Raw genomic sequence first — 26437 nt, forward strand, 5'->3', positions numbered from 1 at the left:
CTTCACAACTGCCAATCAATGGCGTAGTGATGGTGTGCTTGCAGATATGCATTTGTTTTTGAAAAATGTTGGCAGCCAAAAAAACCACGATAGGCCGATAATGGCGAAGGGTGCGGAGCCTCTAAAACTAAGTGCCGCTGCCGATCAATTGACGCACCTTTCTTTTGCGCATGGCTACCCCACAACAAAAACACCAAGGCCTCGCGACGTTGATCTAACTGTTGAATTATCGCGTCGGTGAATAACTCCCAACCCTTGCCCTGATGTGAGCCGGCAGCACCATCCTCTACCGTTAAGACATTATTCAATAGCAATACACCCTGCTCTGCCCACGGCAACAAGTAACCATGCGACGGTATTGCCATACCTAAATCGGTATAAAGTTCTTTATAAATATTGCATAACGATGGGGGGATCTTCATAGCTGGCTGCACAGAAAAGCTCAGGCCATGTGCTTGACCAGCGGCATGGTAAGGATCTTGACCTAATATAACGACTTTAACTTTATCAAAAGGCGTATTTTCTAAGGCCGAAAACCACTGTTTCTCTGGAGGATACACGTTGACGCCCGCAGCCTTGCGGCTTTGAATAAAGCCCAATAAATTTTGAAAATAGCGTTCTTGAAATTGCTCCGCAAGCGCACGCTGCCAAGTAGGCTCAATAATTATTGCCATATTATTGCTCTGCCACCAATATCCCGCCATTCAATCAAAATAATATTGGCGGCCAGCATAGCAAAAAATTAATAGACATACTCGCTAGTAGGCACGACGTCAATTTCATCAAAATCGATAAAATTCACGCAGCTATCGATCATACGCTTCATATTATCTTGCTGCTTTTTGCTATCGCCCGCCGCATTGTAAAATACTGCAGAGTCCGTCATCGCCAGTGCCGGAAAACACTCCTCAACAATGGCGTGATAACAGCTAACATCTTCGCCAGCCACCTCAGAAACAATATTTTGAACATAACGAAATGTTGATTGGGTTTCTAAAGCAATTGTGGTGTGGGTATTTTGCCAATACGCCAACCACGCATCGTATTCCATACGCTGCGGGCAGCGCAGCAGCGCTACCTGACTAAAACCGAACGTGCGCACACCACACTCTGAAGAATGCAGAGTATTTGGCAAGCGTTCAATTTCTTCGACATGATAGCGACTAAACTGCACACAGAAGTTGCGAACAATATTATCTAATAATGCTGCGGCCACCTCATTCGTGCACCAAACACTGCACATAGCGTCGAAGGCCGCTGCGCTATTTTCCATTCGCAATGCCGACGCGGCATCAACATCATGATCTGGAATATTTAATTGCCTCCGGACTATGCCAGCGATGTCGCCAAGGCGTGGAATTAACTCCTGATGAAGTGCACGCATAAAATGCTCATCACTAGAGTCAGACCACATTAAATAAATAATTTTTCGCATTGCACAGCCGCCCCTAGCGAGTTAAATGCCAATCGGTGGCGTCGCAGTCGAGGCATTATCAATTAACATCTCAGCAGCATTTACAAAGCGCGACTCATCCGACGCAAGGTAAAGCACTAATGCCGCGATATCCTCAGGTTCACACATGGGGTTTGCTTCGGTAGACAAGGACTCAATCTCTTCGCGGGTCGCGCTTTCTTGGCCAGTAGCCACTTTAAAGACCATTGGCGTCTTTACACCGTCTGGATGGATCGAATTACAGCGAATACCGTTACGCTTTTCGCGACAATACAAGGCTACTGATTTCGTCAAGGCCATCACCGCGCCCTTACTCGCACTATAAGCTGCAACAAATGACATACCGTGCATCGCCGCAACTGATGACATATTGATAATAGAACCGCCATTGCCAGAAGCTTCCATCGCCGGAATGGCAGTTTTACAACCTAAAAACACACCCTCGCTATTTACTGCATTAACGCGACGATAATCTTCCAAGCTGCAATCAACGACATTGCCAAGGGTCATCATACCTGCGTTATTCACTAAAACATCGAGCCGCCCAAAACGCTCTACTGCAGTATTCACCACCCGTTGCCAATCTTCTTCGCTAGTCACGTTATGCTTCAGAAAAATAGCGCGTTCACCAATTTGATTGGCAACCGCCTTACCATCTTTTTCATTTAAATCAGTAAGTACCACTGAGGCACCCTGAGCCGCCAGCAAAATAGCATCGGCCTTACCCATACCGCTAGCGGCACCCGTTACAATACAAACCTTACCTTCAACACGGCCCATAATTACCTCTTAATTGTTATTGGATTCTGGATGATAGCCGCAACATAGCCGCTCAAATGCCGACTAGTTACAGGTTGTTAACTACAAGTAAATCACGCATTTGTGTAAAAAAAAAGCGCAGACTAATTACCCTTTGGTAAGATTAGCTAGACGCCCACTTGGAGCCACTATGAATATCCCGTCTATAAGCTATAAAGTCGCCATTTGTTCGCTAGTATTATTAATACTTGGCGCCGCAGGGGTTCGATTCCATTGGTTCCACTTTCAAATTGGGCTCCTTATGTTCAGCCTTGCCGGCATGCTGAGTTTTAGTAGCATTTTTGCCGCCGCCCTGCTCACCAGACGCACGGCCAGTGCGGCAGGCCGGCGCCAACTCAGTTTGGCGTCCATAATCGCGCTGCCGGCTATTATTTTTTTTAGCCTCAGCCTTTTTAGCGGCGCAGGTACCCCCCTGATTCATGACATCACTACCAGCACACAAAACCCTCCGCAATTTATCATGGCCTTAGAGCAGCGGGAGCCCAGCGACAATAGCCTCGAAGACTCACCTGAAAATCACGCACTGCAGCAACAAGCCTATCCAAACATTCACAGCATTCCGTCTGTTTACACGCAGGAAAAGGCGCAAGCCAAGGCGATAAGAATAGCCGAGCAACTCGGGTGGACTATTTATTACCAAGAACAAGGTCATATCGAAGCGTCAGTCAAAAGCTTTTGGTTTGGCTTTACCGACGACATAGTGATTCGCATTACTCAAACCCCAAGTGGGTCAATTATCGACCTCCGCTCTGCATCACGGGTTGGCAAAGGAGATTTAGGCGAAAATGCCAAGCGAGTCAAACTCTTTATCGAAGAATATCTACACTAATATCGACCGCTAGGGTGATTTCACTGTGTTTAATCACCTTTGCATTTTCTATCAAAATACACACTTACCCCACGACAGTAAAAGCTTTACCATGTACCGTAACGTTCCAAAACAGCATTATGAAACGTGGTCAGAAACAAACTTGGCAGCTCATGCCAATCGCTACTGAACACCTGTATCCGCTAGCAGTAGAACTCAAATAACAACGATCTCGGGTGGATTATCATTCTGAATAAAAATGTGCCACAGCCAAAATCAAGCCTGATAGCCAACAAAGGCAAATACCTTGGGCTGCAACGCAAACTCAGCGGTGTGCTTTTTTTAGCAATCGCATTAGTTATGGGCGCACGCGGCTACTACACCTACACCCAAATAAGCTCGCATAACCACGAAGCTGTCGATAAATATCTTTTGCACCTAGAACAGACCTTTCACTCGTTTATTAATCATTCAAACAATGAATTATTTCGATTAGCTAATAGTCCCACAATTTTAAATGACTTAGATTCTAATCAAATCTCGCCCAAAAGCCTGTCGCCGGCACTACCCAATATTGATTCAGTGGCGTATTTTTCCCGCGATGGCCATCAGCTAGCTCTCGCCGGCAAAACTAATTCGGCCTCAACCCTTCCCCCCCCGCTGGAAGGCATTAGCAATTCGGCACCGATTGCAGTATTAAATTGTGATAGCACCTGCTACCAACGGGCGTATATACCTGTACAAAATAGTCATCAGCAGACTTACATTGTTAATCTCAATCGCTCAGCAGAATATTTAATCGAGGGATTTTCAGAAATTGCCGGCGTGGACATAGCGATAATATCGTTAGCAAGCCCTGAGACCGCACCGCTTATCCTGCTCTCGAGCGACAGCGATAAAATCCAACACTTAGCTGTGAATATTGATTCTAGCGCCAACATAAGAAAAAGTTTTTTTGACAAAAGTAAGGCCTATAGCACGCGCATATTTCCATTGAATTCGAACGTCGAAAACCATCATTACGTAGCCATTGTTATAGATCACGCCATGATCTACGAACAAGATTTTCAATCAGTAAAAGACATATTCCTCACTTGGCTTATTACTCTTTCGATTATAATGGGCCTAATCACCCTCATACTAAAACCATCGCTCAACCGGCTATCTGAATTAACGAAGGTTCTCCCCTTGCTCCCGCATGGACAATTTGATGATGCAAGGCAGTCACTCAAAAAACTAGATTCCAACCCTCGCTGGAATGACGAAATCGACGTACTTGTCACCACTCTTGGCAAGATGATTGATTCACTCGACAGCATGGATCAAATTGTAAATGACCATAAAAACGAACTAGCCCAAAAAATTGAGGCGCTTACCGAGGCCAAGGTTTTTAACGAAACCTTGCTCGACAGCTCTCCGCTGGCGATTCTTATTCACGACATCGACGGTAAGATTAGTAATATAAATAAGCTAGGACGCCAATTAACCGGATTAACCGAACAATCTCCGCCGTCGGCAAATATCAATACTTGGATTAAAGATGGGCGCCAAAATATAAGCCTGAGCACCTCACTGAGACCACTGCTAAACCGTGAAGGGAATAAAACCCAGGGCGAAACCACTTTTTACACCGCAGACGGGCGCAAGCTAGATTTTCTGTGGACTCACAGCAGCTTGCTGGTCGGTGGCGAACTTAAGATACTTTCTTTAGGTATTGATGTCACCGAGCGCCGCGAAGCCACGGAGAGTTTACGCTGGCTAGGACAACATGACCGTGTAACAGGTTTATTAAACCGCAGTAGCTTTACCGAGGACGCAAATAATTACATCAGTAAAAATCAAACCCGTTCATTGATCGAATTACTGATGCTAGATATTGACGATTTCGCTACCTTTAATGATCGGCGCGGCTTTGACACTGGCGATAAACTACTCAATGATTTTGCGGCCCATTTATACAAATCCTTACCGCCAGATACGCTCATCTCTCGCACTGGCTCTGGCGAGTTTTGCGCATTAATTCACCATGACAAGACATCCCAATCGAGCACCAAAGATCTTTGTCTCGACCACTTAACACGATTTGCCTTCCGGCTTGGCGACGACGAAGAGGAAGTCTGTCTATCTGGCGTTGTTGACTCTTACCACGAAGGTTTAAGCGGAATCGACGAACTCATATCGAACACCACCTCTACCATGCTGCGAGTAAAGAATAAGCTGCGGGGGCATTTATTTTACGCAAGCGATGACGATGCCGAGAGCAGCCGCTCATCTCGCCACCAAAAATATCAAATGAAAGAGCAACTGCTATCTGCGCTTAATGAAAACCGCTTGGTATTGTTCTATCAACCCATACTTAATCTCAGCAGCAACCGCATTAGCCACTGCGAATGCTTGGTGAGAATGCTCGACGATGAGGGGCAGTTTATCGCCCCGGCAAAATTTCTTGGAATTGCATCTGAATCCGGCTTGCTACCCAAACTCGATTACTCTGTGATCGAAAAAGCAATGCGCCAGCAAAGCCTCTGGGAAGAATCTGGAATCACCACGAGTTTAAGTATAAACGTAACCGCTCCCACCCTAGAGCAGGCGGATTTCAAACAACGTATTGAAGAATTAATCCATTTAACCGGCGCGAATCCGCATCGATTAATTTTTGAAATTGTTGAAACCGACGCGATTTCAAATCTGGGCGTCACCCATGATTTACTCCACCACTTTAAAGCCATCGGCGCCAAAATCGCCTTTGACGACTTCGGTATAGGCTTCACATCCTTTGAATACGTACGTGAACTTCCGGTTGATTATATTAAAATAGACCAGTCATTTATTCGCTTTATTCACGAGCGCGAACAAGACCGCGTACTAGTGAAATCGATGGTTGAAATGAGCCATAGCCTAGGCAAGAAAGTCATTGTGGAAGGTGTAGAAAATCGCGCGGCCTTAGATATAGTACGAGACATCGGCGTTGAATATGTTCAGGGTTACTATATCTGTCGGCCGATGCCGATAAGTGCACTTGATCTGTCGCTGCATCTTCGCAAATAACAGCGTCGTTATTTCGGGGGCTAAAGGCCCCCGCTTATAGCCTTATTGTGATCCGCTGCTACGCACTCGAGATACTGCATTCTTCCAACCGGTATAGCGCCGCGCCCTATCGACTTCGTTCATAGCTGGATCAAAACCACTTTCACAGCGCCACAACCCTGCTATTTCTTCTAAAGAGCTATAGATTCCTAACTGAAGACCAGTCAGATAAGCGGCCCCCAATGCTGTTGTTTCCGTCACCTGCGGGCGCTCGCACCGACAATCCAACATGTCTGCCAAACGCTGCACAACCCAGTTATTAGCCACCATACCACCATCCACCCGCAAAGTTTCAAAGTCAGCGCCGTCACCACGCATTGCCTCAAGTAAATCCCGAGTTTGATAACACACAGACTCCAAGGTCGCCCGCGCGATATGTGCAATGCCCGTGTCGCGGGTTAAACCAAAGATCGCGCCCCGTGCATCAGGATCCCAGTACGGCGCGCCCAAGCCTGTAAATGCAGGCACCATATAAACACCGTTGGAACTTTCTACGCTTTCTGCCAAGGGTTGAGTTTCTGAGGCTGAACCAATTAAATGCAGACCGTCACGCAGCCATTGCACGGCGGCCCCCGCTACAAATATGCTGCCCTCAAGCGCATAGCAAACTTCGCCGCGAATTCGATACGCAACCGTGGTTAATAAACGATTCTCCGAACGCAGCGCCGTCGACCCGGTATTAAGCACCACAAAACAACCCGTACCATAGGTACTCTTTACCATACCGGGTTCGAAACATGCCTGCCCAACCGTCGCGGCTTGCTGATCGCCAATTAGTGCACAGACCGGAATCTCAGTCCCAAACCATTGTTTGTCGCAGCAACCGTAATCATCGCAACTATCTTTAACTTCCGGCAGCATTGATTCAGGTATATTAAACAGCGCTAGTAGGTCTGGATCCCACTGTTGGGTATGGATATTAAATAACAGAGTTCGCGACGCATTTGTCGCGTCGGTGGCATGTTGCAAGCCGCCAGTTAAACGCCAAAGTAAAAAGCTATCTACCGTACCAAAAGCAAGTTCGCCGGCTTCTGCACGTGCTCTTGCGCCAGCAACATTATCGAGTATCCAGCCAACTTTACTGCCAGAAAAATACGGATCGAGCAGCAAGCCACTGCGTCGAGAGACAATATCTTCAACTCCCTGCGCCTTTAGCTCAGCACAGCGTGCCGCGGTGCGCCGATCCTGCCAAACAATCGCAGGATAAACGGCTTCGCCGGTTTTGCGATCCCACACAATAGTGGTTTCACGCTGATTTGTAATACCAATTCCGGCGATATCGCTTGATGATACCCCCGCATTCTCTATTGCCTTTCGACAGCTGCTTAAAGTTGTTTCCCAAATTTCTTCTGGATCATGCTCAACCCATGCATCCTGCGGATAATGCTGTGCGAATTCCTGCTGACCAACACCACAAATTTCGCCGCCGGCATTAAAAACAATTGCACGCGAACTGGTAGTACCTTGGTCAACCGCCAGAATAAAAGTATCCATTGGGAAATCGTCTCCTTTAACTCGTTACCACGCTATGATGGCAGAGACTAAAGAAGACGACCAGAATTTAGCTAGCTTTATAACGATATGTATCAGTATTTACGCCAGTATGCCGCCATCGACCCGAATATGTTCACCAGTGATATGGCAACCATCTTCAGAAGCCAGCATCGCAATCACACCAGCAACCACCTCAGGCCCCTTCGCGCCGGTCAAGGAAGTAATTCTGCTCAATAAATCGAAATCTGCATCCGCCGGAAATGTAACCCCCTGAGCCATATTGGTATTAATATCGCCTGGGCAAACGCAATTTGCCCGTACTCCCCGTTTTGCATATTCAACGGCAATACTGCGAGTCATCGCCAACACGCCGCCCTTGCTTGCCGCATAAGCAACTCCCCAAGGTAAACCCTGTAATGACGCAGTAGATGCCGCATTCACAATATTACCCTTGGTCTTTAGCAACTCAGGCAACACCGCCTTACACAGCATAAAAGTGCCAGTAAGATTAATGGCGAGGATTTGATCCCATATATTTTGATCAAGCTCATGGCAGTTTGAGAATCGCAAAATACCCGCCATATTGACCACGGCATCCACTCCGCCAAACTCAGCCACACAGGCTTCAACACAGCGCTCCGCTGCACCGAGCTCGCTGATATCAAATCGATAAGCGACTGCCACGCCACCCACTGTCGTTATTTCATCGACAAGGGTATTAATGTCAGCTTCGTTGATATCAGTACACCAGACCTTGCCACCCTCAGCGGCCAAGCGGAGCGCGCTGGCACGACCAATACCAGAACCCGCACCAGTAAGCAGCACTACTTTATTTTCAAATCGCTTCATATTTTTTCCTTTTATTATTTTCTGGCAAGCAGTTACAACGATAATCTAACATCGCAGATATTGGCCAAGTGAGTCTATCCCCCCAACGGATGACATCAGTTAAATGGCAGAGAACTAACTAACGTGACTACGCGATGACCGCTTTTGATAGTCCGTATGACGTGTTTCGTCCTTGTCTTTAAAACCGCGTCGGCTAAGCTGAAGTCACCATAATCGCCACCCCATACACCCTCATATGGGGCTATATGCGAACACTAATTTTTGTGTCAAAGCCAAACCTTTTAAGGAGACCGACGTGAGCGATCTCGATCAATTTCGACAAACTGTCCACGCGTGGTTAGAAGAGAACTGTCCACCGTCACAACGACGCCCTATCACCCGTGATGAACAAGTGTGGGCTGGAAAAAATAAAGTATTTCCCAGCAACGACGCCAAACTTTGGTTTGAGCGCATGCGTGACAAAGGTTGGACCGTGCCGGAATGGCCCATCGAATTAGGTGGTGGTGGCCTAGATGAACGTCAAGCCAAAATTCTAAAAGAAGAAATGAAACGCTTAGGCTGCAGAACTCCGCTGTTCGATTTGGGCATATGGATGCTCGGGCCAGCAGTGCTTGAATACGGAACCGAGGCGCAGCGTCGACAACATATCCCTAATATTGCACGCGGCGAAGTGCGCTGGTGTCAAGGCTACTCAGAACCTGGCGCAGGCTCCGACCTTGCCAGTCTACAAACCCGAGCAGAAGACAAAGGCGACCATTTTTTAGTCAACGGCGCGAAAATTTGGACGACCAATGCCGACAAAGCTGATTGGATATTTTGTTTAGTTCGCACCGATCCCAGCGCCAAGAAGCAGGAAGGTATTAGTTTTCTGTTAATAGACATGGATGACCCCGGCGTATCTACCACACCCATTGAGCTGATCAGCGGTGAGTCAGAGTTTTGCCAGACCTTTTTCGACAATGTAAAAGTGCCCAAGGGCAATCTTATCGGCGAGCTTAATAAGGGCTGGTCGGTTGCCAAATCGCTATTAAAGCATGAGCGCAAACTGATGGCCGAAATTGGTGGCGACACCCCTGGGCCAAGTTTTGGCCCGGTGCAGGCGGCACTTGAGTACGTGGGATTGGATAGCAGCGGAAAATTAAAAGACCGCGGCCTGCGCGAGCAGCTAGTCAACCACGAAATGGCATTCCGCGCGATTGGCCTCACGCATTTCCGCAGCTTTGAAGAACGCATGAACGGTGTTGCTGACAACAATGTACCGCTCATTATGAAATATGTTGGCACCGAAGAAAGTAAACGCAAAGAAGAAGTATTAATGGCGATACTAGGCCACCGTGCACTAGGCTGGAATGACGCTGAATTTAACGACGATGAACTGCTGACAAACCGCGGCTGGCTGTTTTCAAAAGCCTTATCCATCGCCGGCGGCACATCAGAAGTACAGCTTAATATTATCGCCAAGCGGGTATTGGGTCTTCCCGAATAAGACCCCACACAATATATAGACCGTGAATAAACCGGAGAACGGACATGACACTGGTATTAAACGAAGAGCAGCGTTTGCTCAAAGATACCGCCAAAGATTTTTTAACACGCGTAATGCCGGTAACCGCATTACGAAAATTGCGCGATCAAAAAGATGAGCTTGGCTTTAATCCAAATCACTGGCAGCAAATGGTTGAACTTGGCTGGGCCAGCATGGTGTTACCTGAAGCCTACGATGGCTTAGACTTTGGCTATATGGGCCTTGGTGCGGTCATTGAAGAATCCGGCCGCACCCTCGCCGCCTCGCCCTTATTCTCAACCGTGGTACTTGGATCAACCATTATTATTGAAGGTGGTAGCGAAGAACAAAAATCTACTTTCCTACCGCAAATTGCTGCGGGCGCTCTGAGCCTAGCTCTAGCATTAGAAGAAAAACCTCACCATCAGCCATCTGACTTTGCGGCCACCGCAGTTGCAGACGGCGATGACTATATTATTAATGGTGAAAAATTATTTGTACTAGATGGCCACAGTGCCGACTATCTAATTATTGCTACTCGCCTGCAAGCTGGCACGGGCTTGTTCATCGTCGATGCCAATACTGATGGCATCGAACGCCGTCGCCACCACCTCATCGACAGTCGCAATGCGGCCACGGTGCGCTTTAATCAAGTGCGTGTTAAAGCATCTACCCTCATTGGCAATGCCGAACAGGGACAAGATATTCTCAACACCGGACTGGACTACGGACGCATTTGTCTCGCCGCTGAAATGCTCGGCGCTGCCAGCGAATGTTTCGAGCGCACCGTTGCGTACTTAAAAGAGCGAGATCAATTTGGCGTTAAAATTGGCAGTTTTCAGGCATTGCAGCATCGCGCCGCCAAAATGTTTATCGAGCTAGAATTATCTAAGTCTGTGGTCTTAGATGCGCTATCTGCAATAGACGAAAAGCGCGCAGACTTACCGCAATTAGCAAGCCTCGCCAAAGCCAGATTAAACGACGTATTTGAATTAATCACCAACGAAGCCGTGCAAATGCATGGTGGTATTGGCGTCACCGATGAATTAGATATTGGCTTTTTTCTAAAACGCTCTCGGGTTGCTACGCAAATTCTCGGCAGCAGCCATTTTCATCGTGACCGCTACGCTAGCTTGTGCGGTTATTAAGGCACTTCTGAATAATCAAAACAAAAAAGCCCCGCAAATTCTTGCGGGGCTTTTTTAATTTTCGAACCTGTTCACACAAATTTACAAACGCAGTATAAAATCTTTGCCGTTTGCTGGGCGCCCCATAAACTGGGTCAAACTATTAAATAAGGGCGTACCTACTGCAGGCGACAACATCAGCTGTCCGTTCATTTGCCCATTAACCGAAATTCTCACTGTGCCACGCACTTTGGCAGAATTGTTTTCGTCAATTGCCAATACGATTCGTTTATTTTCACAGCTCAAACTTGCAGTGACCGGGGCAATGCTATCGACCCCCTCAATATCACCAGACAAGGCATTTAGGGTCATCGTGCCATCAATAGAAATACAGCCCACTGCATTGATTTTTGCTTCTTGCAAAGCCAGCGAAATACCGCCATCAAATCCCATGCTAGGGAAATTCATGGCATTTAATAATCTTGCAAGTTGACCTTCTACATTCACATTGCGAAGTTGCAAGGTCTGCTCGCTGCCGATGCCAACATCACCCTCGCCTTGCACCGGCTCACTCACGGCGATAGCCAATGGCACACCGCTAATAAGACCGAATGGATTTAAGGTCCAGCGAATTCCACTAAGGGTAATTCCTTGATACTGAACCACATCTAATTCACCGCGCCAAATTCGCCCACTGATATTACCTACCGCCATCGCCGGTTGCTGCTTAATAATAATGTCACGCACAATCCAAGCTGGGGTAGCGACTACTAAACAAATCAGAAAAAATACTATTCCTAAAATAATCCATACACTGCGTTTCATTCGGCAACACCTAAAGATGCTCTAAGCGACACGGTGCCTGGGCTGTCTAATAAAGTAATATTTGCTGAATATAAGGTCATACCTGCCACTGATAATGTCTCGATAAATTGCACGGCACTGCTGTAATCGGTCTTGGCCACCCACACGCTATATCGCCCCGACGATTGGGGTTCTATACGATTAATATTTACCGACAAAGCAGCAGCTGCGCCGGTTATTTGCTGCTGAGGTGAGCCAGATAGCGCCGCCGATTGCGGAACTGAACCCCTCATAGATTGAATTTGCGACGCGGCCTGCTGCATCCATGCGTAGGCGTTGCGGCGTTGCTCAAGTTTGTTCTCCGCAACAGAATTAGCTTTTAGCAAAGGCTGCCAAATCAGCATCCAAATAATAAGTGGAATCGCTAAAACGCCGCCAATAATGAGAATCTGACGCTCACGCTCATTACGGCCCTCAAGAAGCCGGTTAATTAATTTCATTGTGCCGCCCCCCGAATACTTATCTGACCGGCAATACCGCTGCCTTCTTGACCAAAAGCGCCTCGATCCACATCCAAACCCTGCGCCTTTAAGGCTGCTAACCACTGATCGATTTGCGCATAAGACGTCGCCTTCACCAATAGTTTCATTACCGGGGGATCATTTTCATAATTAAGTTGGCTAAGGCTAATATCGTTACGGCCACGAGTTGCTGCCGCGACTTTATCTAACCACGGCATCATAGCGCCGCTCGTACCTACACTTTCTAATGCATTCAACTGGCTGCGCATCTGGCTGCGGGCATTCACCACCCTAGCCCCAGGAAAAGCCTGCTGATAAATATCAACCATACCCTTGTCGAGAAGTTCAGTTTCGCGGCTCATGGTGCGAGTTTGTACCGCCAAACCGAACCAATGCACAAGTAACAAACTAGCCAGCAATATTAGCGGCCAGCGCAGACGAGAAAATGCTTCACCACTCTCATCCTTCAATAAATAATCACCGCTCAGTAAAGACAGCGACCAAGGCGTAAAGTTACGCGCTAGGGCCTGTAAGCGGGTTTTACAGCGAATAGCATTTGCAGGAGCTTGCTCGATGAGCTCCTCCTGACAATCACCGCCAAAATACCACTGAATATCTTGATCTGCCTGTTCACCCGCCGTCGCCAATTGCTGCCAAACCGAAAAATTTGCGGTGTTCATACCGGCTATCTTGGCGTGAAAATTCGCCGCTACCTGATGCTCTGCTACCACTACCGCATTTTCTGGCAATACGGCATAGTCAGGTAATAAGGCTTTAATGCGCAGTCCACTACTGCGCAGCACATCCAAACAATACGCTGCCAAATCTCGGCTAAGAATAAGCACATCTGCGGCTTGATTGGCTTTGATGGTGCCCGTGGCAATATGAACGCTGTCTAAGTCGCTACAAAGTTTATCTTCGAGCTGGAAAGGCAATGCCGACAAACCCACGCGACCGCCCTTGGGCAGCACCACGCGATGGGCACTAACCACTTCGCCAGAGATCAACACATAGCAAGGTACACCTTCAGCTCTGTCAGCCAACTTTGGTAGTTCACTCGCATTGGCCAACACGCCCTCAGCAATGACGCTGGCGCGCTCTTTGTCCCAGTGCAACCAAGCGACCGGCGTATCGGGTGTCAAAGGTAAATCTATTAGCAACAACGCAGTCAAAAAACTTCTCCATACTCGCGGGCATACACAATTGCTTTACCGTTTTTCACAACCAAGCGGCTGAACAAACGCATTTGACGCTGTTCGTAAAACACGTCTGCCAAGCCTCTAAAATAATGTGACTTCACCCCAACGCCCTGTAAAAGATTGGTTGGCAGGGTATCTTCAGATGCCAAGTTTAAGGCCGTTACAAAACTTGGCACATCAGCCCAACCAGTTTCTGGACGACTCTCTAAAACTGCAGCGGCCTGCTCTATCGAGATTATATTGCCAACCGTCGCAGCGAGTAATGCCGGTTTATCTAACGCCAACGTGTTCACATTTATGGCTGTGTTTACTTCTGGTAAGGCACACACATAAGGTGCAATACGCTTTTGTTCATCTTCTTCAAACTCTGCGTACAAACCCATTTCACTGATGGAATCTAGTAAACCGTTCGGCGGCAAATACGGATAATCCAGCGCGGTGTAAGTTAAATCTTCTGCACCGTAAATGCCCTCAGGCGAAAAATCTTCATCGATCCAATCCTGAGTGCGGCCAATAATAAATTCGGCCCGCTGTGGAGAAATCTCCAAATTTTCTAGCAGTGCCGTAAACACTTGCTCCGCCGCAGTCACATCGTCAGCTGCCCCCGTTGCAGGCTCCGCCCGATACAGCGAATTCAAATTAAAACATGCCTGCTCGTCAGTGATGAGTCCCGCAATTGAACCGCCGTCAATGGGAAACACAATATCTTTTCTAGCCCAATCCTGATTTAAGGCGCTAACGGGATCGCCCGCTGTATCCTCAAGAGCAAATACCGCTATACGCTCACCGCCGAGGGCATACCAATAGCCCTGATCCATCAGCCGTTGATTTAACAGCCGTTGACTGCTGTAACGCACGCCGTCGGTTAAACCCACCGCCAATACCACCATAATAGCGACTATGAGCAATACCATCATTAAGGCGGCGCCGCGCTGTGTATACTGCCCCTTCATTGCAATAACTCTGGCAGCAGCACATTTAACTGAATATCTGGCCATACGCCGGTCGAGACCGTCATCCGCAATGAGCGCGGTTGCGTCGCATTGACCTGCGTACTGGGTGGCCAAAACACAGACCAGCGATTACCGTCATATAGCTCCACAACAAACTCGCTGACGTCGTTTAATACTACCTGCCGCTGCCACGTGGTATTCCCCGCCGGATCCGCGACCGCTGCGCTATAGCGAATGAGCTCTTTTTCTTCGCGTACATACCGCACTCGCTCAAGTGTGCTTCCCAAGCTGCGGCCTGGTAATACCCGTCTACCGCCGTGTACAAATTCCAATTCGCTATCTTCGCCCACTTGCTCCGCAACAATATTTGCCGGCATGGGATCGCCTTGCTCATCACGAGGAATGCGGGGGGTGACTTGCTCCACATCGCGTCTAAATACGGTTAAGGCCAAAGCGACCCGCTCTAGTGCCTGCTGCCGCTTTTCTATCGCCGCTTGGTTTTCCAGCGAGGTATTTAACAACAGCGCGCCAACGGTTCCCAATAAAGCCATAATACCGACGGCAATCAGTAATTCGACTAGTGTAAAACCTCGATGATGCCCGCCCTGCATTAGTTTCCTCATTTCCCAAGAAACGCCGAACGAGTGGCAAGCGAGTCGTTACTTGAGCTCAAAAACACCTGTATGTCGACCCGACGAATATCAGGATGCGGAGTTTGTTCAACCGTGCGCTGCCAACGATAATCAAAGCCCGCCAAACTCACTTTGCCACTATTATCATTTCCATAACCGTCACGCAGAATTTCAACCAAAACGTTGTGAGCGACTACGTCGGCAAACTGGCGCTGCTCAATCGCACCGACATTACTTGCGCTTCCCGTCAAACTTTTGCTTAGCGCCACCGCCGCCGTAGCGAAAATAACTAAGGCCACCATGATTTCTAACAAGGTAAAGCCCTTGCTGCGACAGGCCTGGGTTTGACCGCAACGTGTACGGATAGACAACATAGTCATTGCCGTTCGACTGTTAATTGTTCGTCAAGCACCAAAGACTCCGCCCCATCAGACGACAAACGCCATTCAAAGGGAGAAATCTGCCCGTCACCAAGGAACATCAGTTGCGGTGTTGTTTCTTGATCTTCACCACCTTCGTCCCTAGCATCACTGTCTTCAGACGCGCTTTTAATTGGTTCGCCGCCCACGGTAATCAACGACCTAACGCGCTCATCCAAAACAACTTCTTTGGCTAATACTCCTTGCTGAATCACCTGCCAACCCTGCGCGGTAAGTACATAAAAACGTCCGCGCTGCTGCTCCCACGCTAGACCAAGGCTACGTCCGCTAAATACTGCCTCAGCCCGTGCACTGCGAAGATTCCCGATTAATTTATAACGCTGCTCCTGCAACAAAGCACCACCATCTTTCGATGGCAGTGTTAGCGCAGCAGCGCCACTGAGCAGGCCGATAATAAAAATAACGACCATCAACTCAAGTAACGAAAACCCCCGACTATTCCTGCCAGTTAACGATGTCGCTGGCAAGCTCTTCACCACCTTCTTCCCCGTCTGCACCGGTTGAATACAAGTCAAAAGCGCCATGCTCACCTGGCTGAATAAACACGTAAGGATTACCCCACGGGTCTTCCGGCAAACGCTTTATATAGCCATTGGTGCGATAGCTTTTTGGCGTTGGCCCAGTTTCAGGACGTTTTGCCAGTGCCTGCAATCCTTGATCTGTTGTTGGATATACATGGTTGTCTAGTTTGTACATGTCTAAGGCTTGTTCTAAAACGGATATGTCTGCACGCGCCTTTTCAACCATGGCTCGGTCTTGGTTTTGCAATACATTTGGTGCAACTACCGCTACCAGTAAACCCATGATGACAATCACCACCATGATTTCTAGCAAGCTAAAACCGCTCTGCTTTTTAGCGCGGTTAATGGGAGCACCGGCACGCTGATGCGATTTATCATTTAATCTATTAAGTAACATACTGACAAAACCTCCTAAAACTGTGTGAGATTATTCAACTGCAGTATCGGCAGCATGATCGCCAATACAATAGACAACACAACACCCCCCAGTACCACAATCAACAAGGGCTCAAACAAACTAACAAACATTTGTACTCGCGCTTGTAACTCGCGCTCTAAATTACTCGCCGCACGCTGGGTCATCGCTTCCATTTCACCACTGGCTTCGCCGCTGGCGATCATGTAAATCGCCAAGGGCGGTAGCTCAGCTTCGTCTTGCAGACAGCGACTAAAACTCTTACCCTCGCGCACTTGCTCACGCACCGTCGCCATACTTTTTTTCAAATGCTGGTTGGCCAAGGTATCGCAGGCGACCTTCAATGTTTCTAAAAATGGGACGCCAGAAGACATTAGAATTGACAATGTTCTGAGCATCCGCGCCGAATCTAGTTCCAACATTAACAGACCCCATAATGGGATTTTTAAAATTGCTTTGTCGGCCCTCAAGCGCCGCTCAGGCGAACGTAGCCACCACTTAACAGTAAGTGCTAGCGCGACAATAATCACCACCATGTAATACCAATTCGCCGCAAGACCATCACTCAAGGTAATGAGAATACGGGTTAATAGTGGCAAGGCCTGATCATAATGGGCGAACTGTGCAGTGACCTTAGGCACAACATACGTCATTAATGCGGCGATAACAGACAGCGCTACAAAACACAGTACTATGGGATACATCGCCGCCTGCACAATAACACCGCGTAATTTCTGGCTGTCTTCGGTGTAATCGGCAAGCTGATCGAGAATGAGACCGAGATCTCCTGATTTCTCACCGGAACTTACCAACGCCCTAAACACTGGATTAAATACCTGAGGGTGCTCATTCAAACCATCGGCTAAGGAATGCCCTTCTAAAACCCTAGCGCGCAGGTCTAATACCACCCGCTTTAAATACGCTTTGCGGGTGTGTTTAGCAGTCGCGGCAAGAGCCTCTTCTAAGGGAATACCAGATTGGATAAGCGTTGCCAAGTGCCGAACAAATAAAGCCAGATCAGCGATACTAACGCGGGAACGGCCAAAACTGCGACGGGCGTTTTCAGCCTTGGTTTTTTCGCGAGTTTGTTTTACGTCTAAAGGAAATAGTTGCTGATCACGCAATAATTGCCGCGCTTGGCGCCCAGAATCAGCCTCAACAATACCTTTCTTATTGGCGCCGCTGGCATCGAGTGCGCGATATTCAAAGGCCGGCATCACCGCCCTCTCGTACACTTCTCAGTAGTTCATCAAGACTTGTTTGACCGGCTAAGACCAAGCGCCGACCCTCGCCCATTAAGGACGGCATATCATTGCCGACCTTACGTAGAATATCCTGTTCGCTGGCGCGATTATGAATAAGCTCTGCTACTTCGCGATCAACAACCAATAATTCATAAACCCCTTGGCGCCCCTTATAGCCAGTATGTTGGCACTCGTCGCAGCCCGCCGCATTATAGGCTTTGTGGCCTTCTAAGCTCAGATCGCCAAGTAAACGCGCTTCGGTTTTATCTAATATAATTTCATGACGGCAATGCTGGCATAATTTACGAACCAAACGTTGGGCGACTACGCCTTTCAAGCTCGATGCGATCAAATACGGCTCCACACCGATGTCGACCAAGCGTGTCACGGCACCAACAGCAGTATTGGTGTGCAATGTCGAGAGCACCATGTGCCCAGTTAACGATGCTTGAACCGCGATCTCCGCAGTCTCTTTATCTCGCACTTCACCAAGCATCACCACGTCTGGATCTTGACGAAGGATGGCACGCAAACCACGCGCAAAGGTCATTCCCACCTTGGCATGAACCTGAGTTTGACCAATACCGTCAATATCGTATTCCACCGGATCTTCAACGGTAAGAATATTACGGCGCCGGTCATTCAACGACATTAATCCTGCATAAAGCGTCGTGGTTTTACCCGAGCCCGTCGGCCCAGTTACCAGTAAAATTCCATTGGGTTGTTGCAATAAATCTTTCAGCGCAGCGAGGGTTTTCTCTGGCATACCGAGTTGATTAATATCTATGCGAGCAGCTTGTTTGTCGAGCAAACGCATAACGACACGCTCGCCGTAATTCGACGGGATGGTAGACACCCGCACGTCGACAGACCGACCGGCAATACGCAGCGACACTCGACCATCTTGCGGCACCCGCTTCTCTGCAATATCTAGTCGCGACATTACCTTAATGCGCGACACCAGCAACGGCGCTAAACGTCGGCTGGGGGTTAGCACTTCTTGCAAGATACCGTCGACACGCAGACGCACCGACATAGTTTTCTCGTAAGTTTCTATATGGATATCAGAAGCATCACGCTTCAGCGCTTCACCGAATAAGGCGTTGATTAAGCGAATAACCGGCGCGTCGTCCTGAGCATCGAGTAAATCCTGCGACTCAGGAATTTCTTCCGCAAGACGATCAAGGTCAACCTCACTAGAAATATCACCCATTGCCGACATAGCGTCGCCCTGCTGGCGTTGGAAGGTCTCATTAATTTTGTCTTGCAGCGTTTTCTCATCGCAGAGCGTTAAGTTCACCTGCCCAGCAAGCACCCGCTGAACCTCTGCGACGGCAGAGGCGGGAGTTTCTTTACAACACAAGACATCGAAAGACCCATCGCTGCGGTCTTCGACTAAAACGCGATTACTGCGCGCAAATGCATAACTTAGCGGCTGACTCATATTATGGTGCGGCCGGTGCCGATGCTGGAGCTTTAAGTAATTTCTTTTCCACTGCCTCTTCTGCCGGCGTCATCGGCGGCGGCACAGGCTTATTCGGTAAAATCCCCGGTGGCGATGGGTCCATACCGGCCCATTCAGGCAGCACCGCCATGTCCGTGAAGGGGAATAAATTTATGCCCTGCTCAGCCTTAACCAGCTGCTCAGCGCGAATATAATTGTATTTACGCGCGCTCAGCTCAGACAAGGTATTCTGATCTCGAACAATCGTTGGGCGGATAAACACCATCAAATTACGTTTAACTTTGCTCGTGCTGTCTGAGCGGAACAAACGGCCCAGTATCGGAATATCACCTAATAAGGGTACTTTTGCAGATTGCTCCGTCACCTGATCATCAATCAGACCACCCAGCACAATAGTCGCACCATCGTTCACCAGTACAGCGGTTTTAATCGTTCGCTTATTCGTGATGACATCCGCTGCATCGGTAGATGGGCTTAACGATGACACTTCTTGCTCAATATTCAACTGTACTGCGTCACCCTCATTAATTTGCGGCGTGAATAGCAGTTTGATACCCACCTCTTGACGGCTAATCGTTTGGAAAGGATTGGCATTCGTTGAGCTGGCCGTAGAGCCGGTCACCACGGGTATTTCCTGCCCCACCAAGATCGATGCCTCTTCATTGTCGAGGGTTAAAAGACTTGGTGTAGAAAGAATATTAGATTCAGTGTCACTCGATAACGCCGTTAACAAAGCCGCAAAACTAAAGGCACCGTCTTTTAGCTTACCAAGGCCAAAAGCTGCACCGCGAACCCCGCTCAATGCCGCTGCAGCCGCTTCTTCTCCAGCAAGTAGGCTCACAATACCAGGCGCACTACCGCTACCCGATGCTCCGCCACCAAAATTAATACCACCGGCAGGCGTATTCCCTGAAGAGTCGCCCTTAAACAACCACTGAACACCGAGTTCTTTTGCGCGGTTGTCCGACACTTCAATAATGATCGCTTCAACCAAGACCTGCGCGCGGCGTATATCTAGGTCGGCAATAACTGACTCTAAATTGTCGATAATATGCGGGCTACCAGACATTACGATTGAATTAGTTTGATCGTGTGCCTCAATATTAATCAGTGAAGAACTAGCTGAGTTACTTACCGCTTTTCCGGCCTCTTCGCCTTTTACCAAGGTATCGCTAATGCTTTTAAGTACCGGCGCAATATCTGCGGCCTTAGCGTATTTTAAATACCGCACGCGGATATTCGATTGATTACTCACTTCGCTATCTAAATCTTTTACTAAGCGCCGCAAATAGGAGCGCGCATCGTCGTCACCAAACAAGATCAAGGTATTGGTACGCGGGTCTGCTGCTACCACAGGCTTAGCAGCACCACGTTTACGGGTTTGCTGAGACAAGACCTTAGTGAGTATGCGTTCTACTTCTTCTGCAGAGGAATGCTCGAGCACAACGGTTTCCATCAACTGGGTATCTACCGCATTCACAGCGTTCACGATAGACATAAGCCGCCGCACATTCGACTCGCGATCGGTAATCAAAATAATATTTGAGTCAGCATAACTAGTGATCACGCCAACTTTATTATCGACTAAGGGCCTTAGTGACTTAACCAGCTCGTCGGCATCAGCATTTTGCAACTGTGCAATACGCGTGATGATTGATTCACTACGCCCCATTGAGGAGCGATCTGACTGAACGCTAATACCTTCAATTTTGGCGGCTTGATTGGGGATGACTTTTAAAATGCCATCGCCTACTTCAATCGCAGAATAACCTTCAACCCCTAATTGAAGCAGGAATATTTGGTACAGCTCTTCAGCGTCTAACTTCCGATGACTTTCGACGCTAATTTTCCCCTTAACACGGCTGTCTACCACGATGGTCTTACCCGTCAATTTAGCGACGGTGTTTATAAACTCACCAATGTCGACATTCTGCATGTCGAGGTCGAAACGTTCCGCGAATACGCTGCCAGAAAAAACGACGAAAAGCCCAAGGGCAAGACAGGATTTACGCAATAAGAATTTCATATATCAAATCTTTTGGTGAGTATGGTGTCGGCACGTTGAACCAGCAGTTCAAACGAGGTGGTATTTTGCATTAGTTTAAATAATTCTTGTGGCTGTAAATCGGCGACTGACTGACCATTTACAGACAAAACAACATCACCGGGTTCAAGAGAAAGCTGGTCGAACAGACGTTTATCGCGTCCCGGTTTAATCTCATACCCTAGTAAGCGTCCGCCCTCGTTAACGGGGTTAGCCGAGAAAAACCGAGCCAACATAAGTGGGCTGTTTTGTACGGTGTCTCTGGCATCACCAATCAATGAGCGAATTTCTGGCGTATTCAAATCGACGGTACTGTTGTCACCAGCACTCGGTGAGGCTGCGCTACTAATACCTGCGAGCCCGACCTTTTTATCGAGCTCTATTTTTTCTCTTTTGCGGTTATTTTCAATAATGATGTATTCGGGAAGTACTGCAAGCAAACGCACCGAACCAGGTACTTCGATTTTCTCACCAACACTATAGGCCTTGGTTTTATTGGCATGACGCAGTACTGCCACACCTTTTTCATCATTACCGGCAACTAAACCAATAACGGTAATTTTTAGGGTGCTACGGCGAACATCCTTTTCAGATTCTGTTGCCGCCACCTCGCCCACTGGTGGCACCCCAAATAAAGGCACCCCAAGTAAACTTTGAACATCGTAAGATGAACTACTAGCTCCCGCCGAACCAGCACTCTGGGGATCATCATTCACTACTGCGGCAGGTAAGGCCGGATCGCGAAGCCATGCTGATATTTGCCAGCATAAACCCGCCAAACACGCTAATAGCAGTGCCCACAGTAGAACGTTCGCGAGACTCACTACGCGAGGAGGGAAAAACTTTATCCAGATGACAGAGCGATCCACGTCTTAGATTTACCCCAAAAATACCGCGAAGCGCCGAATGGTAGACGAACAGTATGACATTTTTCTTACCAAAATCGTGCCCAGAGGCCAAAATCCACTTTTGTGGTCACAATTTTGTCGTATCGAATTACCCGTACTGGCCCATTTCAGCGCCCGAATCGCAAGCGTTTTACTTAAATACACAGTGCTTTGCATAATCCATTGATTCGTTGGCAGACCAATCACCCATATCTTTTTTATCCAAGCCTGCGCACCACGCTTCACTACCCACTTCCGGCGCGCATGCCGAGACTAAGAAAACCAAACTTAGCAGCCCAAACAATTTTATTGTTTTCATCATGTTAACCCCAGCAATTAATCAATCTCCGAAGTGTAACAGAGGGCCGCATAATGAGGCACAGTGTCGCTACACTTTTCTCTAAAAAAGCGATTTACCCAGCACCTGCCCCATGCTTTACACTCGATCAGGCGGGAACCATGTCAAAATCAAACTTGCTTATACCGCAATCAGGGCACTCCCAATCCTCAGGCACATCGGCCCACAAGGTGCCAGCTGGAATTCCATCGTCCGGCAAACCTTCGGCTTCGTCGTAAATAAAACCACAAATAACGCATTCCCACTTATTAAACTCGCTCACAAACTGCCCCCATTTCCATGCACATCAATCGTATTGGGTACCCACCTCAAGATGGCGCCCCGTTTAAAGGTCCAAGTATACTACCGAATCCGCTACGGAAATATTAAGTAAATTCAATGATATGGCTTTTAATCTAAAGCCGCTGCCAGCGGCTCAAGGTCGAGCAACACAACTCTACGCTCCTGACCACGGGCCAAACTTATTGCCAAATAATTTACATCATCTAAATCTTCGTAGATTTGGGTAGGTGCTTCATAGCGCGACAGGTCAACACCATTAAAAGCAAGAACCCGATCACCCGATTTAAGGCCAAGTGCGGCAAAAATCTGCTTATCTCTTCCCTCAGAGATAATATATTCACGACCACTTACACCATCGACGACTTTTACATCTATTGCCCCAAGCAAAGAAAGCGGTCGATCATACAATCTGCGGCGATAATCAGACACCATGTGCCGCACATCAACATCCGCCCTTAAATCAACAACACGCGGTTTAATTTCTTGAGACTGCCCTTTTTGACTAATATCTAGGCGCAAACTCATAGTTGCTGGTTGATCCAAGCCCCTCCGCTGCCACAGCAAGATATAACTTCCGCAGTGATCCAACAATACGGCATCAGCTAAAATTCGACTGACCGCTAGGCAAGGCTCCGCCAGTAATTCACCGGCCTGTAATTGCCGCACTTCACCATCAATATTAATAAGCGCGTATTCACCTGCGCTCGCTGCAACTATTTTCTGTAGGCTAAGCTGGGTATACACATAGGGATCTTCCCCAAAGGAATCGGCGTTCTCGGCATTAAAAATACGTGCCTCTTCGGTCGCCGCACGCATCACGGGAAATCGCTCCGCCAGCGCTAATAGCACTACCCCCGTCAACATAGCGCACACCGTAGCCCGCAAAACCGTAAAAACCACCCCACCCCCTATCTAATACATTTAGTCGTCTATTCTGACCCAGCTAATAGATTAGCTAATCACGCAGCGAGAGCTGCGCTACAATAGCGCTTTTATTCCATTGATCTAATTTATGCAATTACATCTCGCGCCGATGGAAGGCGTTGTAAACGCTCGTATGCGGGCCATGCTGACCGCCATCGGCGGCATAGACCGCTGTATTACCGAGTTTGTACGAATAACTGACCAGCTCCTACCCGCCAGAGTATTCCATCGTCTGTGCCCCGAGCTAGAACACGACTGTAAAACGCCCTCCGGCACACCCGTCTACATCCAACTTTTAGGCGGCGAACCCAACCCCATGGCCGAAAATGCGGCCAGAGCAGCGAGCTTAGGCGCGATTGGTATCGACACGAACTTCGGCTGCCCCGCAAAATGCGTCAATCGCCATCGCGGCGGCTCGGTGCTACTGGATGAACCGGAGCTACTCTACCAGATCATTAAATCTATGCGCAGCGCCGTTCCATCATCGATACCTGTTACGGCTAAAATTAGACTTGGATTCAACGACGACAGCAAACTCATCGATATAGTTAGCGCAATCAGCGAAGCGGGGGCAGATGGCCTTACTATCCACGCCAGAACAAAAACCGACGGTTATAAACCGCCGGCGCACTGGCACCAGCTGGCAAAAGTACATTCTTATATCGACGTACCCGTGATTGCCAACGGCGAAGTGTGGAGCCCTGCGGACTTTCTGGCGTGCCAGCAACAAAGTGGCTGCAGCGACGTTATGCTAGGCCGCGGTCTACTTGCCCGCCCCGATCTCGCCTTAGAGATAAAGTCGCTTGCGCAAGGTAACATTTATGACCGCCAGCAATGGTCGCATATTCTTATTTTACTTGAGGCATTATTTGCGGATAGCGTGGCAAACTGCGCGCCACGCCATGTCGGTGGGCCGATAAAACAATGGCTAGGCTATTTGCGCAGGGAATACCCTCAAGCACAACAACTATTCGAGCAAATTAAACGTTTAAATACACCTGCCGATATTTGTGCTGCACTTGACGAGCATCGCGGCTATCAAACAATAGTCGCAGCCTGATTCCTGTCTGCGCCAAGATTACAACTAGCTGAATTTTTTCTTTAGATAGTCCAATTCATCCAAGGCACCGGAATCGGTCTGGGAGAGAATGAATTTCTCAACCTTTCCGCCCACCAAGGGAATCTTGGCCTTACAGCGATGCGATACGCTGTACTCACAACCATCGGCAGTTTCTAGCAGGGAAATTTTAGCAGTCAGCTCTACAGGCTGATTCCTAACATCAATGACCAGCGCGCCTTCCCAACCATTTTCACTACGTTGCCAAGTTTCTTCAAATTCCAAGGTTTGCTTTGAGTTAAAGATTTTTGCCAATACTGAAGGCAGCTCGCGCACTACCTCTCTGACCATATGAACTTTGGCAGTATCCTCGTCTTCCTGAACATCGCATTCCGCACTTAACTCACCAAGCGCAATGCTGCGCTCAACGCGAAAGTCGGGGTCGCACAATACCGCCCAGACTTCATCAAGGCTATTCGCAAACTTACAAGTGACCGTCATTTTGTCGCCTCATCATTATTGTTATGGCGAATGCACTCTTACGCAGACGCTCGGCAAATATTAGCCCATAAAATGCTGTCGCTCTATGTCCGCAGAGATACAAATTTAGGGCTCAAATACAAAACGATGTAAAAACATGCCCGCAAACATTGCCATAAGGAATATAAAGAAACTTGGCACGCCGCTCAAAATCGCTACTAAAGCCGGTGCCGGACACAAGCCACTCAATGCCCAACCGATGCCGAATAGCAAAGCACCCAATATCAATTTAGCGTCAATATCTTTACGGGTAGGCAGCGAAAATTTTTCAGCGTATTTTGGCGACGCCATTTTAAATACAAAGAAAAACCCTGGCGTCGCAATCAGCAGCGCCGTTCCCATGACCAATGCCAAGCTCGGATCCCACACGCCGGCAAGGTCCAAAAAATTTTGGACCTTAGCAGGATTTGCCATCCCAGATACAGTGATGCCCGCACCAAATAAAACGCCGGCCAGAACGATAAACCAGCGATTCATACGCCCTCTCCCAGCAGATGACGAATAACAAATACCGTCACCGCGCCACTAGCCATAAAAACCAGCGTGGCAACCACGGAACGCATCGAAAAACGTGAAATTCCGCACACCCCGTGCCCCGAAGTACAACCGCCGCCCATCCTCGTTCCTACACCCACTAGCAAACCTGCAAGCACCAGCATCGGCGTGCTCGCAACACTGGCAACAGACTCTAAGGCACCACTAATTAACGCCGCTACCAGCGCACCAAGGAACAAGCCTCCCAGAAAAATAAGACGCCAATTTCTCTCGTCACCATGTTCAAGCATGGCACCCGCAACAATTCCCGAAATCCCTGCGATTCTGCCGACCGACCACATAAGCAATACCGCAGCGAGCCCAATGAGCGCACCGCCTACTATCGCTGAAATAGGCGTAAAAGCCGTTTCTATCACCATTGCTGTGACACCTCTAATTGATAATTCGTACTAGCTTTTCTAAACACATTTTGCAGCAAGAATAACCCTATACCCACACAAAATATACCCCCACGG

28 protein-coding genes are annotated in these 26437 nt (G+C 48.3%); 5 read left to right on the forward strand and 23 right to left on the reverse strand.

Annotated features, from left to right (window positions below):
* Window positions 1–2 precede the first annotated feature (2 nt).
* The 3 genes from ung to GVJ32_RS01350 all read right to left on the reverse strand — a co-directional run bounded on the left by ung (window position 3) and on the right by GVJ32_RS01350 (window position 2233).
* The gene (ung, locus tag GVJ32_RS01340) at window positions 3–674 is read right to left on the reverse strand and encodes a uracil-DNA glycosylase (protein ID WP_159238252.1); all 672 of its coding nucleotides are present in this window, start codon (window positions 672–674) and stop codon (window positions 3–5) included.
* 68 nt (window positions 675–742) lie between these two features.
* Window positions 743–1435 carry an EthD domain-containing protein gene (locus GVJ32_RS01345; RefSeq protein ID WP_159238253.1) on the reverse strand — a complete coding sequence of 231 codons (693 nt, stop codon included), beginning with the start codon at window positions 1433–1435 and terminating at the stop codon, window positions 743–745.
* Between the two features lie 21 nt (window positions 1436–1456).
* Complete coding sequence (locus tag GVJ32_RS01350) at window positions 1457–2233, reverse strand: glucose 1-dehydrogenase (protein WP_159238254.1); 777 nt, start codon at window positions 2231–2233, stop codon at window positions 1457–1459.
* 169 nt (window positions 2234–2402) lie between these two features.
* On the opposite strand from GVJ32_RS01350, the gene GVJ32_RS01355 reads away from it, so the two are divergent.
* Together GVJ32_RS01355 and GVJ32_RS01360 are read left to right on the forward strand one after the other, a co-directional pair.
* Window positions 2403–3101 carry a DUF1499 domain-containing protein gene (locus GVJ32_RS01355; protein WP_159238255.1) on the forward strand — a complete coding sequence of 233 codons (699 nt, stop codon included), beginning with the start codon at window positions 2403–2405 and terminating at the stop codon, window positions 3099–3101.
* A gap of 240 nt (window positions 3102–3341) precedes the next feature.
* On the forward strand, window positions 3342–6128 hold the full coding sequence (locus GVJ32_RS01360) for a putative bifunctional diguanylate cyclase/phosphodiesterase (protein WP_159238256.1): 2787 nt from the start codon (window positions 3342–3344) through the stop codon (window positions 6126–6128).
* A 42-nt stretch (window positions 6129–6170) separates the two neighbouring features.
* Here GVJ32_RS01360 and glpK read toward each other — a convergent pair whose 3' ends face one another.
* Both glpK and GVJ32_RS01370 read right to left on the reverse strand, forming a co-directional pair.
* Window positions 6171–7661, reverse strand: coding sequence for a glycerol kinase GlpK (glpK, locus tag GVJ32_RS01365; RefSeq protein ID WP_159238257.1), 1491 nt, complete (start codon window positions 7659–7661; stop codon window positions 6171–6173).
* A 99-nt stretch (window positions 7662–7760) separates the two neighbouring features.
* Window positions 7761–8510 carry an SDR family NAD(P)-dependent oxidoreductase gene (locus GVJ32_RS01370; RefSeq protein ID WP_159238258.1) on the reverse strand — a complete coding sequence of 250 codons (750 nt, stop codon included), beginning with the start codon at window positions 8508–8510 and terminating at the stop codon, window positions 7761–7763.
* A gap of 295 nt (window positions 8511–8805) precedes the next feature.
* Between GVJ32_RS01370 and GVJ32_RS01375 the strand changes: the two genes are divergently transcribed.
* Window positions 8806–9996, forward strand: coding sequence for an acyl-CoA dehydrogenase family protein (locus tag GVJ32_RS01375; protein WP_159238259.1), 1191 nt, complete (start codon window positions 8806–8808; stop codon window positions 9994–9996).
* A gap of 44 nt (window positions 9997–10040) precedes the next feature.
* Window positions 10041–11162: an acyl-CoA dehydrogenase family protein gene (locus tag GVJ32_RS01380; protein ID WP_159238260.1), complete on the forward strand. Its 1122-nt coding sequence runs from the start codon at window positions 10041–10043 to the stop codon at window positions 11160–11162.
* Window positions 11163–11243: 81 nt separating this feature from the next.
* Here the strand turns inward: GVJ32_RS01380 and gspN are convergent, their stop codons facing one another.
* From gspN to GVJ32_RS01455, 15 genes are all read right to left on the reverse strand, one after another.
* The gene (gene gspN, locus GVJ32_RS01385; RefSeq protein WP_159238261.1) at window positions 11244–11966 is read right to left on the reverse strand and encodes a type II secretion system protein N; all 723 of its coding nucleotides are present in this window, start codon (window positions 11964–11966) and stop codon (window positions 11244–11246) included.
* The gene (gene gspM, locus GVJ32_RS01390; RefSeq protein ID WP_159238262.1) at window positions 11963–12445 is read right to left on the reverse strand and encodes a type II secretion system protein GspM; all 483 of its coding nucleotides are present in this window, start codon (window positions 12443–12445) and stop codon (window positions 11963–11965) included. The genes gspN and gspM overlap by 4 nt, the downstream gene beginning before the upstream one ends.
* Complete coding sequence (gene gspL, locus GVJ32_RS01395; RefSeq protein WP_159238263.1) at window positions 12442–13638, reverse strand: type II secretion system protein GspL; 1197 nt, start codon at window positions 13636–13638, stop codon at window positions 12442–12444. The genes gspM and gspL overlap by 4 nt, the downstream gene beginning before the upstream one ends.
* Window positions 13635–14618, reverse strand: a complete 984-nt coding sequence (gene gspK, locus GVJ32_RS01400; RefSeq protein ID WP_159238264.1) for a type II secretion system minor pseudopilin GspK — start codon at window positions 14616–14618, stop codon at window positions 13635–13637. The genes gspL and gspK overlap by 4 nt, the downstream gene beginning before the upstream one ends.
* On the reverse strand, window positions 14615–15241 hold the full coding sequence (gene gspJ, locus GVJ32_RS01405) for a type II secretion system minor pseudopilin GspJ (protein WP_159238265.1): 627 nt from the start codon (window positions 15239–15241) through the stop codon (window positions 14615–14617). The genes gspK and gspJ overlap by 4 nt, the downstream gene beginning before the upstream one ends.
* Window positions 15238–15624, reverse strand: coding sequence for a type II secretion system minor pseudopilin GspI (gene gspI / locus GVJ32_RS01410; protein ID WP_159238266.1), 387 nt, complete (start codon window positions 15622–15624; stop codon window positions 15238–15240). The genes gspJ and gspI overlap by 4 nt, the downstream gene beginning before the upstream one ends.
* Window positions 15625–15626: 2 nt before the next feature.
* Window positions 15627–16166, reverse strand: a complete 540-nt coding sequence (gene gspH, locus GVJ32_RS01415; protein WP_159238267.1) for a type II secretion system minor pseudopilin GspH — start codon at window positions 16164–16166, stop codon at window positions 15627–15629.
* On the reverse strand, window positions 16126–16608 hold the full coding sequence (gene gspG / locus GVJ32_RS01420; protein WP_159238268.1) for a type II secretion system major pseudopilin GspG: 483 nt from the start codon (window positions 16606–16608) through the stop codon (window positions 16126–16128). Before gspG ends, gspH begins: the two co-directional genes overlap by 41 nt.
* 14 nt (window positions 16609–16622) lie before the next feature.
* Window positions 16623–17843, reverse strand: a complete 1221-nt coding sequence (gene gspF, locus GVJ32_RS01425; RefSeq protein ID WP_159238269.1) for a type II secretion system inner membrane protein GspF — start codon at window positions 17841–17843, stop codon at window positions 16623–16625.
* On the reverse strand, window positions 17830–19314 hold the full coding sequence (gene gspE, locus GVJ32_RS01430; protein WP_159238270.1) for a type II secretion system ATPase GspE: 1485 nt from the start codon (window positions 19312–19314) through the stop codon (window positions 17830–17832). Before gspE ends, gspF begins: the two co-directional genes overlap by 14 nt.
* Window position 19315: 1 nt before the next feature.
* Window positions 19316–21361 carry a type II secretion system secretin GspD gene (gene gspD, locus GVJ32_RS01435; RefSeq protein ID WP_159238271.1) on the reverse strand — a complete coding sequence of 682 codons (2046 nt, stop codon included), beginning with the start codon at window positions 21359–21361 and terminating at the stop codon, window positions 19316–19318.
* Entirely contained in the window at window positions 21358–22248 is an 891-nt protein-coding gene (locus GVJ32_RS01440; RefSeq protein WP_159238272.1) for a type II secretion system protein N, read from the reverse strand. The genes gspD and GVJ32_RS01440 overlap by 4 nt, the downstream gene beginning before the upstream one ends.
* A 169-nt stretch (window positions 22249–22417) precedes the next feature.
* Window positions 22418–22588, reverse strand: a complete 171-nt coding sequence (locus GVJ32_RS01445; RefSeq protein WP_235035000.1) for a DUF3012 domain-containing protein — start codon at window positions 22586–22588, stop codon at window positions 22418–22420.
* Between the two features lie 124 nt (window positions 22589–22712).
* Window positions 22713–22886 (reverse strand): rubredoxin, encoded by a 174-nt coding sequence (locus GVJ32_RS01450; protein ID WP_103684774.1) that lies wholly within the window; start codon window positions 22884–22886, stop codon window positions 22713–22715.
* A 128-nt stretch (window positions 22887–23014) separates the two neighbouring features.
* Entirely contained in the window at window positions 23015–23770 is a 756-nt protein-coding gene (locus tag GVJ32_RS01455) for a hypothetical protein (protein ID WP_159238273.1), read from the reverse strand.
* A gap of 148 nt (window positions 23771–23918) precedes the next feature.
* Here GVJ32_RS01455 and GVJ32_RS01460 point away from each other — a divergent pair, with 148 nt between their 5' ends.
* Window positions 23919–24890, forward strand: coding sequence for a tRNA-dihydrouridine synthase (locus tag GVJ32_RS01460; protein WP_159238274.1), 972 nt, complete (start codon window positions 23919–23921; stop codon window positions 24888–24890).
* Between the two features lie 24 nt (window positions 24891–24914).
* Here the strand turns inward: GVJ32_RS01460 and GVJ32_RS01465 are convergent, their stop codons facing one another.
* From GVJ32_RS01465 to GVJ32_RS01475, 3 genes are all read right to left on the reverse strand, one after another.
* Window positions 24915–25388 carry a DUF2505 domain-containing protein gene (locus GVJ32_RS01465; protein ID WP_159238275.1) on the reverse strand — a complete coding sequence of 158 codons (474 nt, stop codon included), beginning with the start codon at window positions 25386–25388 and terminating at the stop codon, window positions 24915–24917.
* A 105-nt stretch (window positions 25389–25493) separates the two neighbouring features.
* Window positions 25494–25904 carry a DUF6691 family protein gene (locus tag GVJ32_RS01470; RefSeq protein WP_159238276.1) on the reverse strand — a complete coding sequence of 137 codons (411 nt, stop codon included), beginning with the start codon at window positions 25902–25904 and terminating at the stop codon, window positions 25494–25496.
* Complete coding sequence (locus GVJ32_RS01475; RefSeq protein WP_159238277.1) at window positions 25901–26341, reverse strand: YeeE/YedE family protein; 441 nt, start codon at window positions 26339–26341, stop codon at window positions 25901–25903. The genes GVJ32_RS01470 and GVJ32_RS01475 overlap by 4 nt, the downstream gene beginning before the upstream one ends.
* Between the last annotated feature and the right edge of the window lie 96 nt (window positions 26342–26437).

It is taken from the genome of Zhongshania aliphaticivorans, from assembly GCF_902705855.1.
GTDB classification, from domain to species: Bacteria; Pseudomonadota; Gammaproteobacteria; order Pseudomonadales; family Spongiibacteraceae; genus Spongiibacter; species Spongiibacter aliphaticivorans_B.

Coding starts and splice junctions, on each gene's coding strand:
- ung (WP_159238252.1), bottom strand. CDS start 674: ATGGCAATAATTATTGAGCCTACTTGGCAGCGTGCGCTTGCGGAGCAA.
- GVJ32_RS01345 (WP_159238253.1), bottom strand. CDS start 1,435: ATGCGAAAAATTATTTATTTAATGTGGTCTGACTCTAGTGATGAGCAT.
- GVJ32_RS01350 (WP_159238254.1), bottom strand. CDS start 2,233: ATGGGCCGTGTTGAAGGTAAGGTTTGTATTGTAACGGGTGCCGCTAGC.
- GVJ32_RS01355 (WP_159238255.1), top strand. CDS start 2,403: ATGAATATCCCGTCTATAAGCTATAAAGTCGCCATTTGTTCGCTAGTA.
- glpK (WP_159238257.1), bottom strand. CDS start 7,661: ATGGATACTTTTATTCTGGCGGTTGACCAAGGTACTACCAGTTCGCGT.
- GVJ32_RS01370 (WP_159238258.1), bottom strand. CDS start 8,510: ATGAAGCGATTTGAAAATAAAGTAGTGCTGCTTACTGGTGCGGGTTCT.
- GVJ32_RS01380 (WP_159238260.1), top strand. CDS start 10,041: ATGACACTGGTATTAAACGAAGAGCAGCGTTTGCTCAAAGATACCGCC.
- gspN (WP_159238261.1), bottom strand. CDS start 11,966: ATGAAACGCAGTGTATGGATTATTTTAGGAATAGTATTTTTTCTGATT.
- gspM (WP_159238262.1), bottom strand. CDS start 12,445: ATGAAATTAATTAACCGGCTTCTTGAGGGCCGTAATGAGCGTGAGCGT.
- gspK (WP_159238264.1), bottom strand. CDS start 14,618: ATGAAGGGGCAGTATACACAGCGCGGCGCCGCCTTAATGATGGTATTG.
- gspJ (WP_159238265.1), bottom strand. CDS start 15,241: ATGAGGAAACTAATGCAGGGCGGGCATCATCGAGGTTTTACACTAGTC.
- gspI (WP_159238266.1), bottom strand. CDS start 15,624: ATGTTGTCTATCCGTACACGTTGCGGTCAAACCCAGGCCTGTCGCAGC.
- gspG (WP_159238268.1), bottom strand. CDS start 16,608: ATGTTACTTAATAGATTAAATGATAAATCGCATCAGCGTGCCGGTGCT.
- gspF (WP_159238269.1), bottom strand. CDS start 17,843: ATGCCGGCCTTTGAATATCGCGCACTCGATGCCAGCGGCGCCAATAAG.
- gspE (WP_159238270.1), bottom strand. CDS start 19,314: ATGAGTCAGCCGCTAAGTTATGCATTTGCGCGCAGTAATCGCGTTTTA.
- gspD (WP_159238271.1), bottom strand. CDS start 21,361: ATGAAATTCTTATTGCGTAAATCCTGTCTTGCCCTTGGGCTTTTCGTC.
- GVJ32_RS01445 (WP_235035000.1), bottom strand. CDS start 22,588: ATGATGAAAACAATAAAATTGTTTGGGCTGCTAAGTTTGGTTTTCTTA.
- GVJ32_RS01455 (WP_159238273.1), bottom strand. CDS start 23,770: ATGTTGACGGGGGTAGTGCTATTAGCGCTGGCGGAGCGATTTCCCGTG.
- GVJ32_RS01460 (WP_159238274.1), top strand. CDS start 23,919: ATGCAATTACATCTCGCGCCGATGGAAGGCGTTGTAAACGCTCGTATG.
- GVJ32_RS01465 (WP_159238275.1), bottom strand. CDS start 25,388: ATGACGGTCACTTGTAAGTTTGCGAATAGCCTTGATGAAGTCTGGGCG.
- GVJ32_RS01470 (WP_159238276.1), bottom strand. CDS start 25,904: ATGAATCGCTGGTTTATCGTTCTGGCCGGCGTTTTATTTGGTGCGGGC.
- GVJ32_RS01475 (WP_159238277.1), bottom strand. CDS start 26,341: ATGGTGATAGAAACGGCTTTTACGCCTATTTCAGCGATAGTAGGCGGT.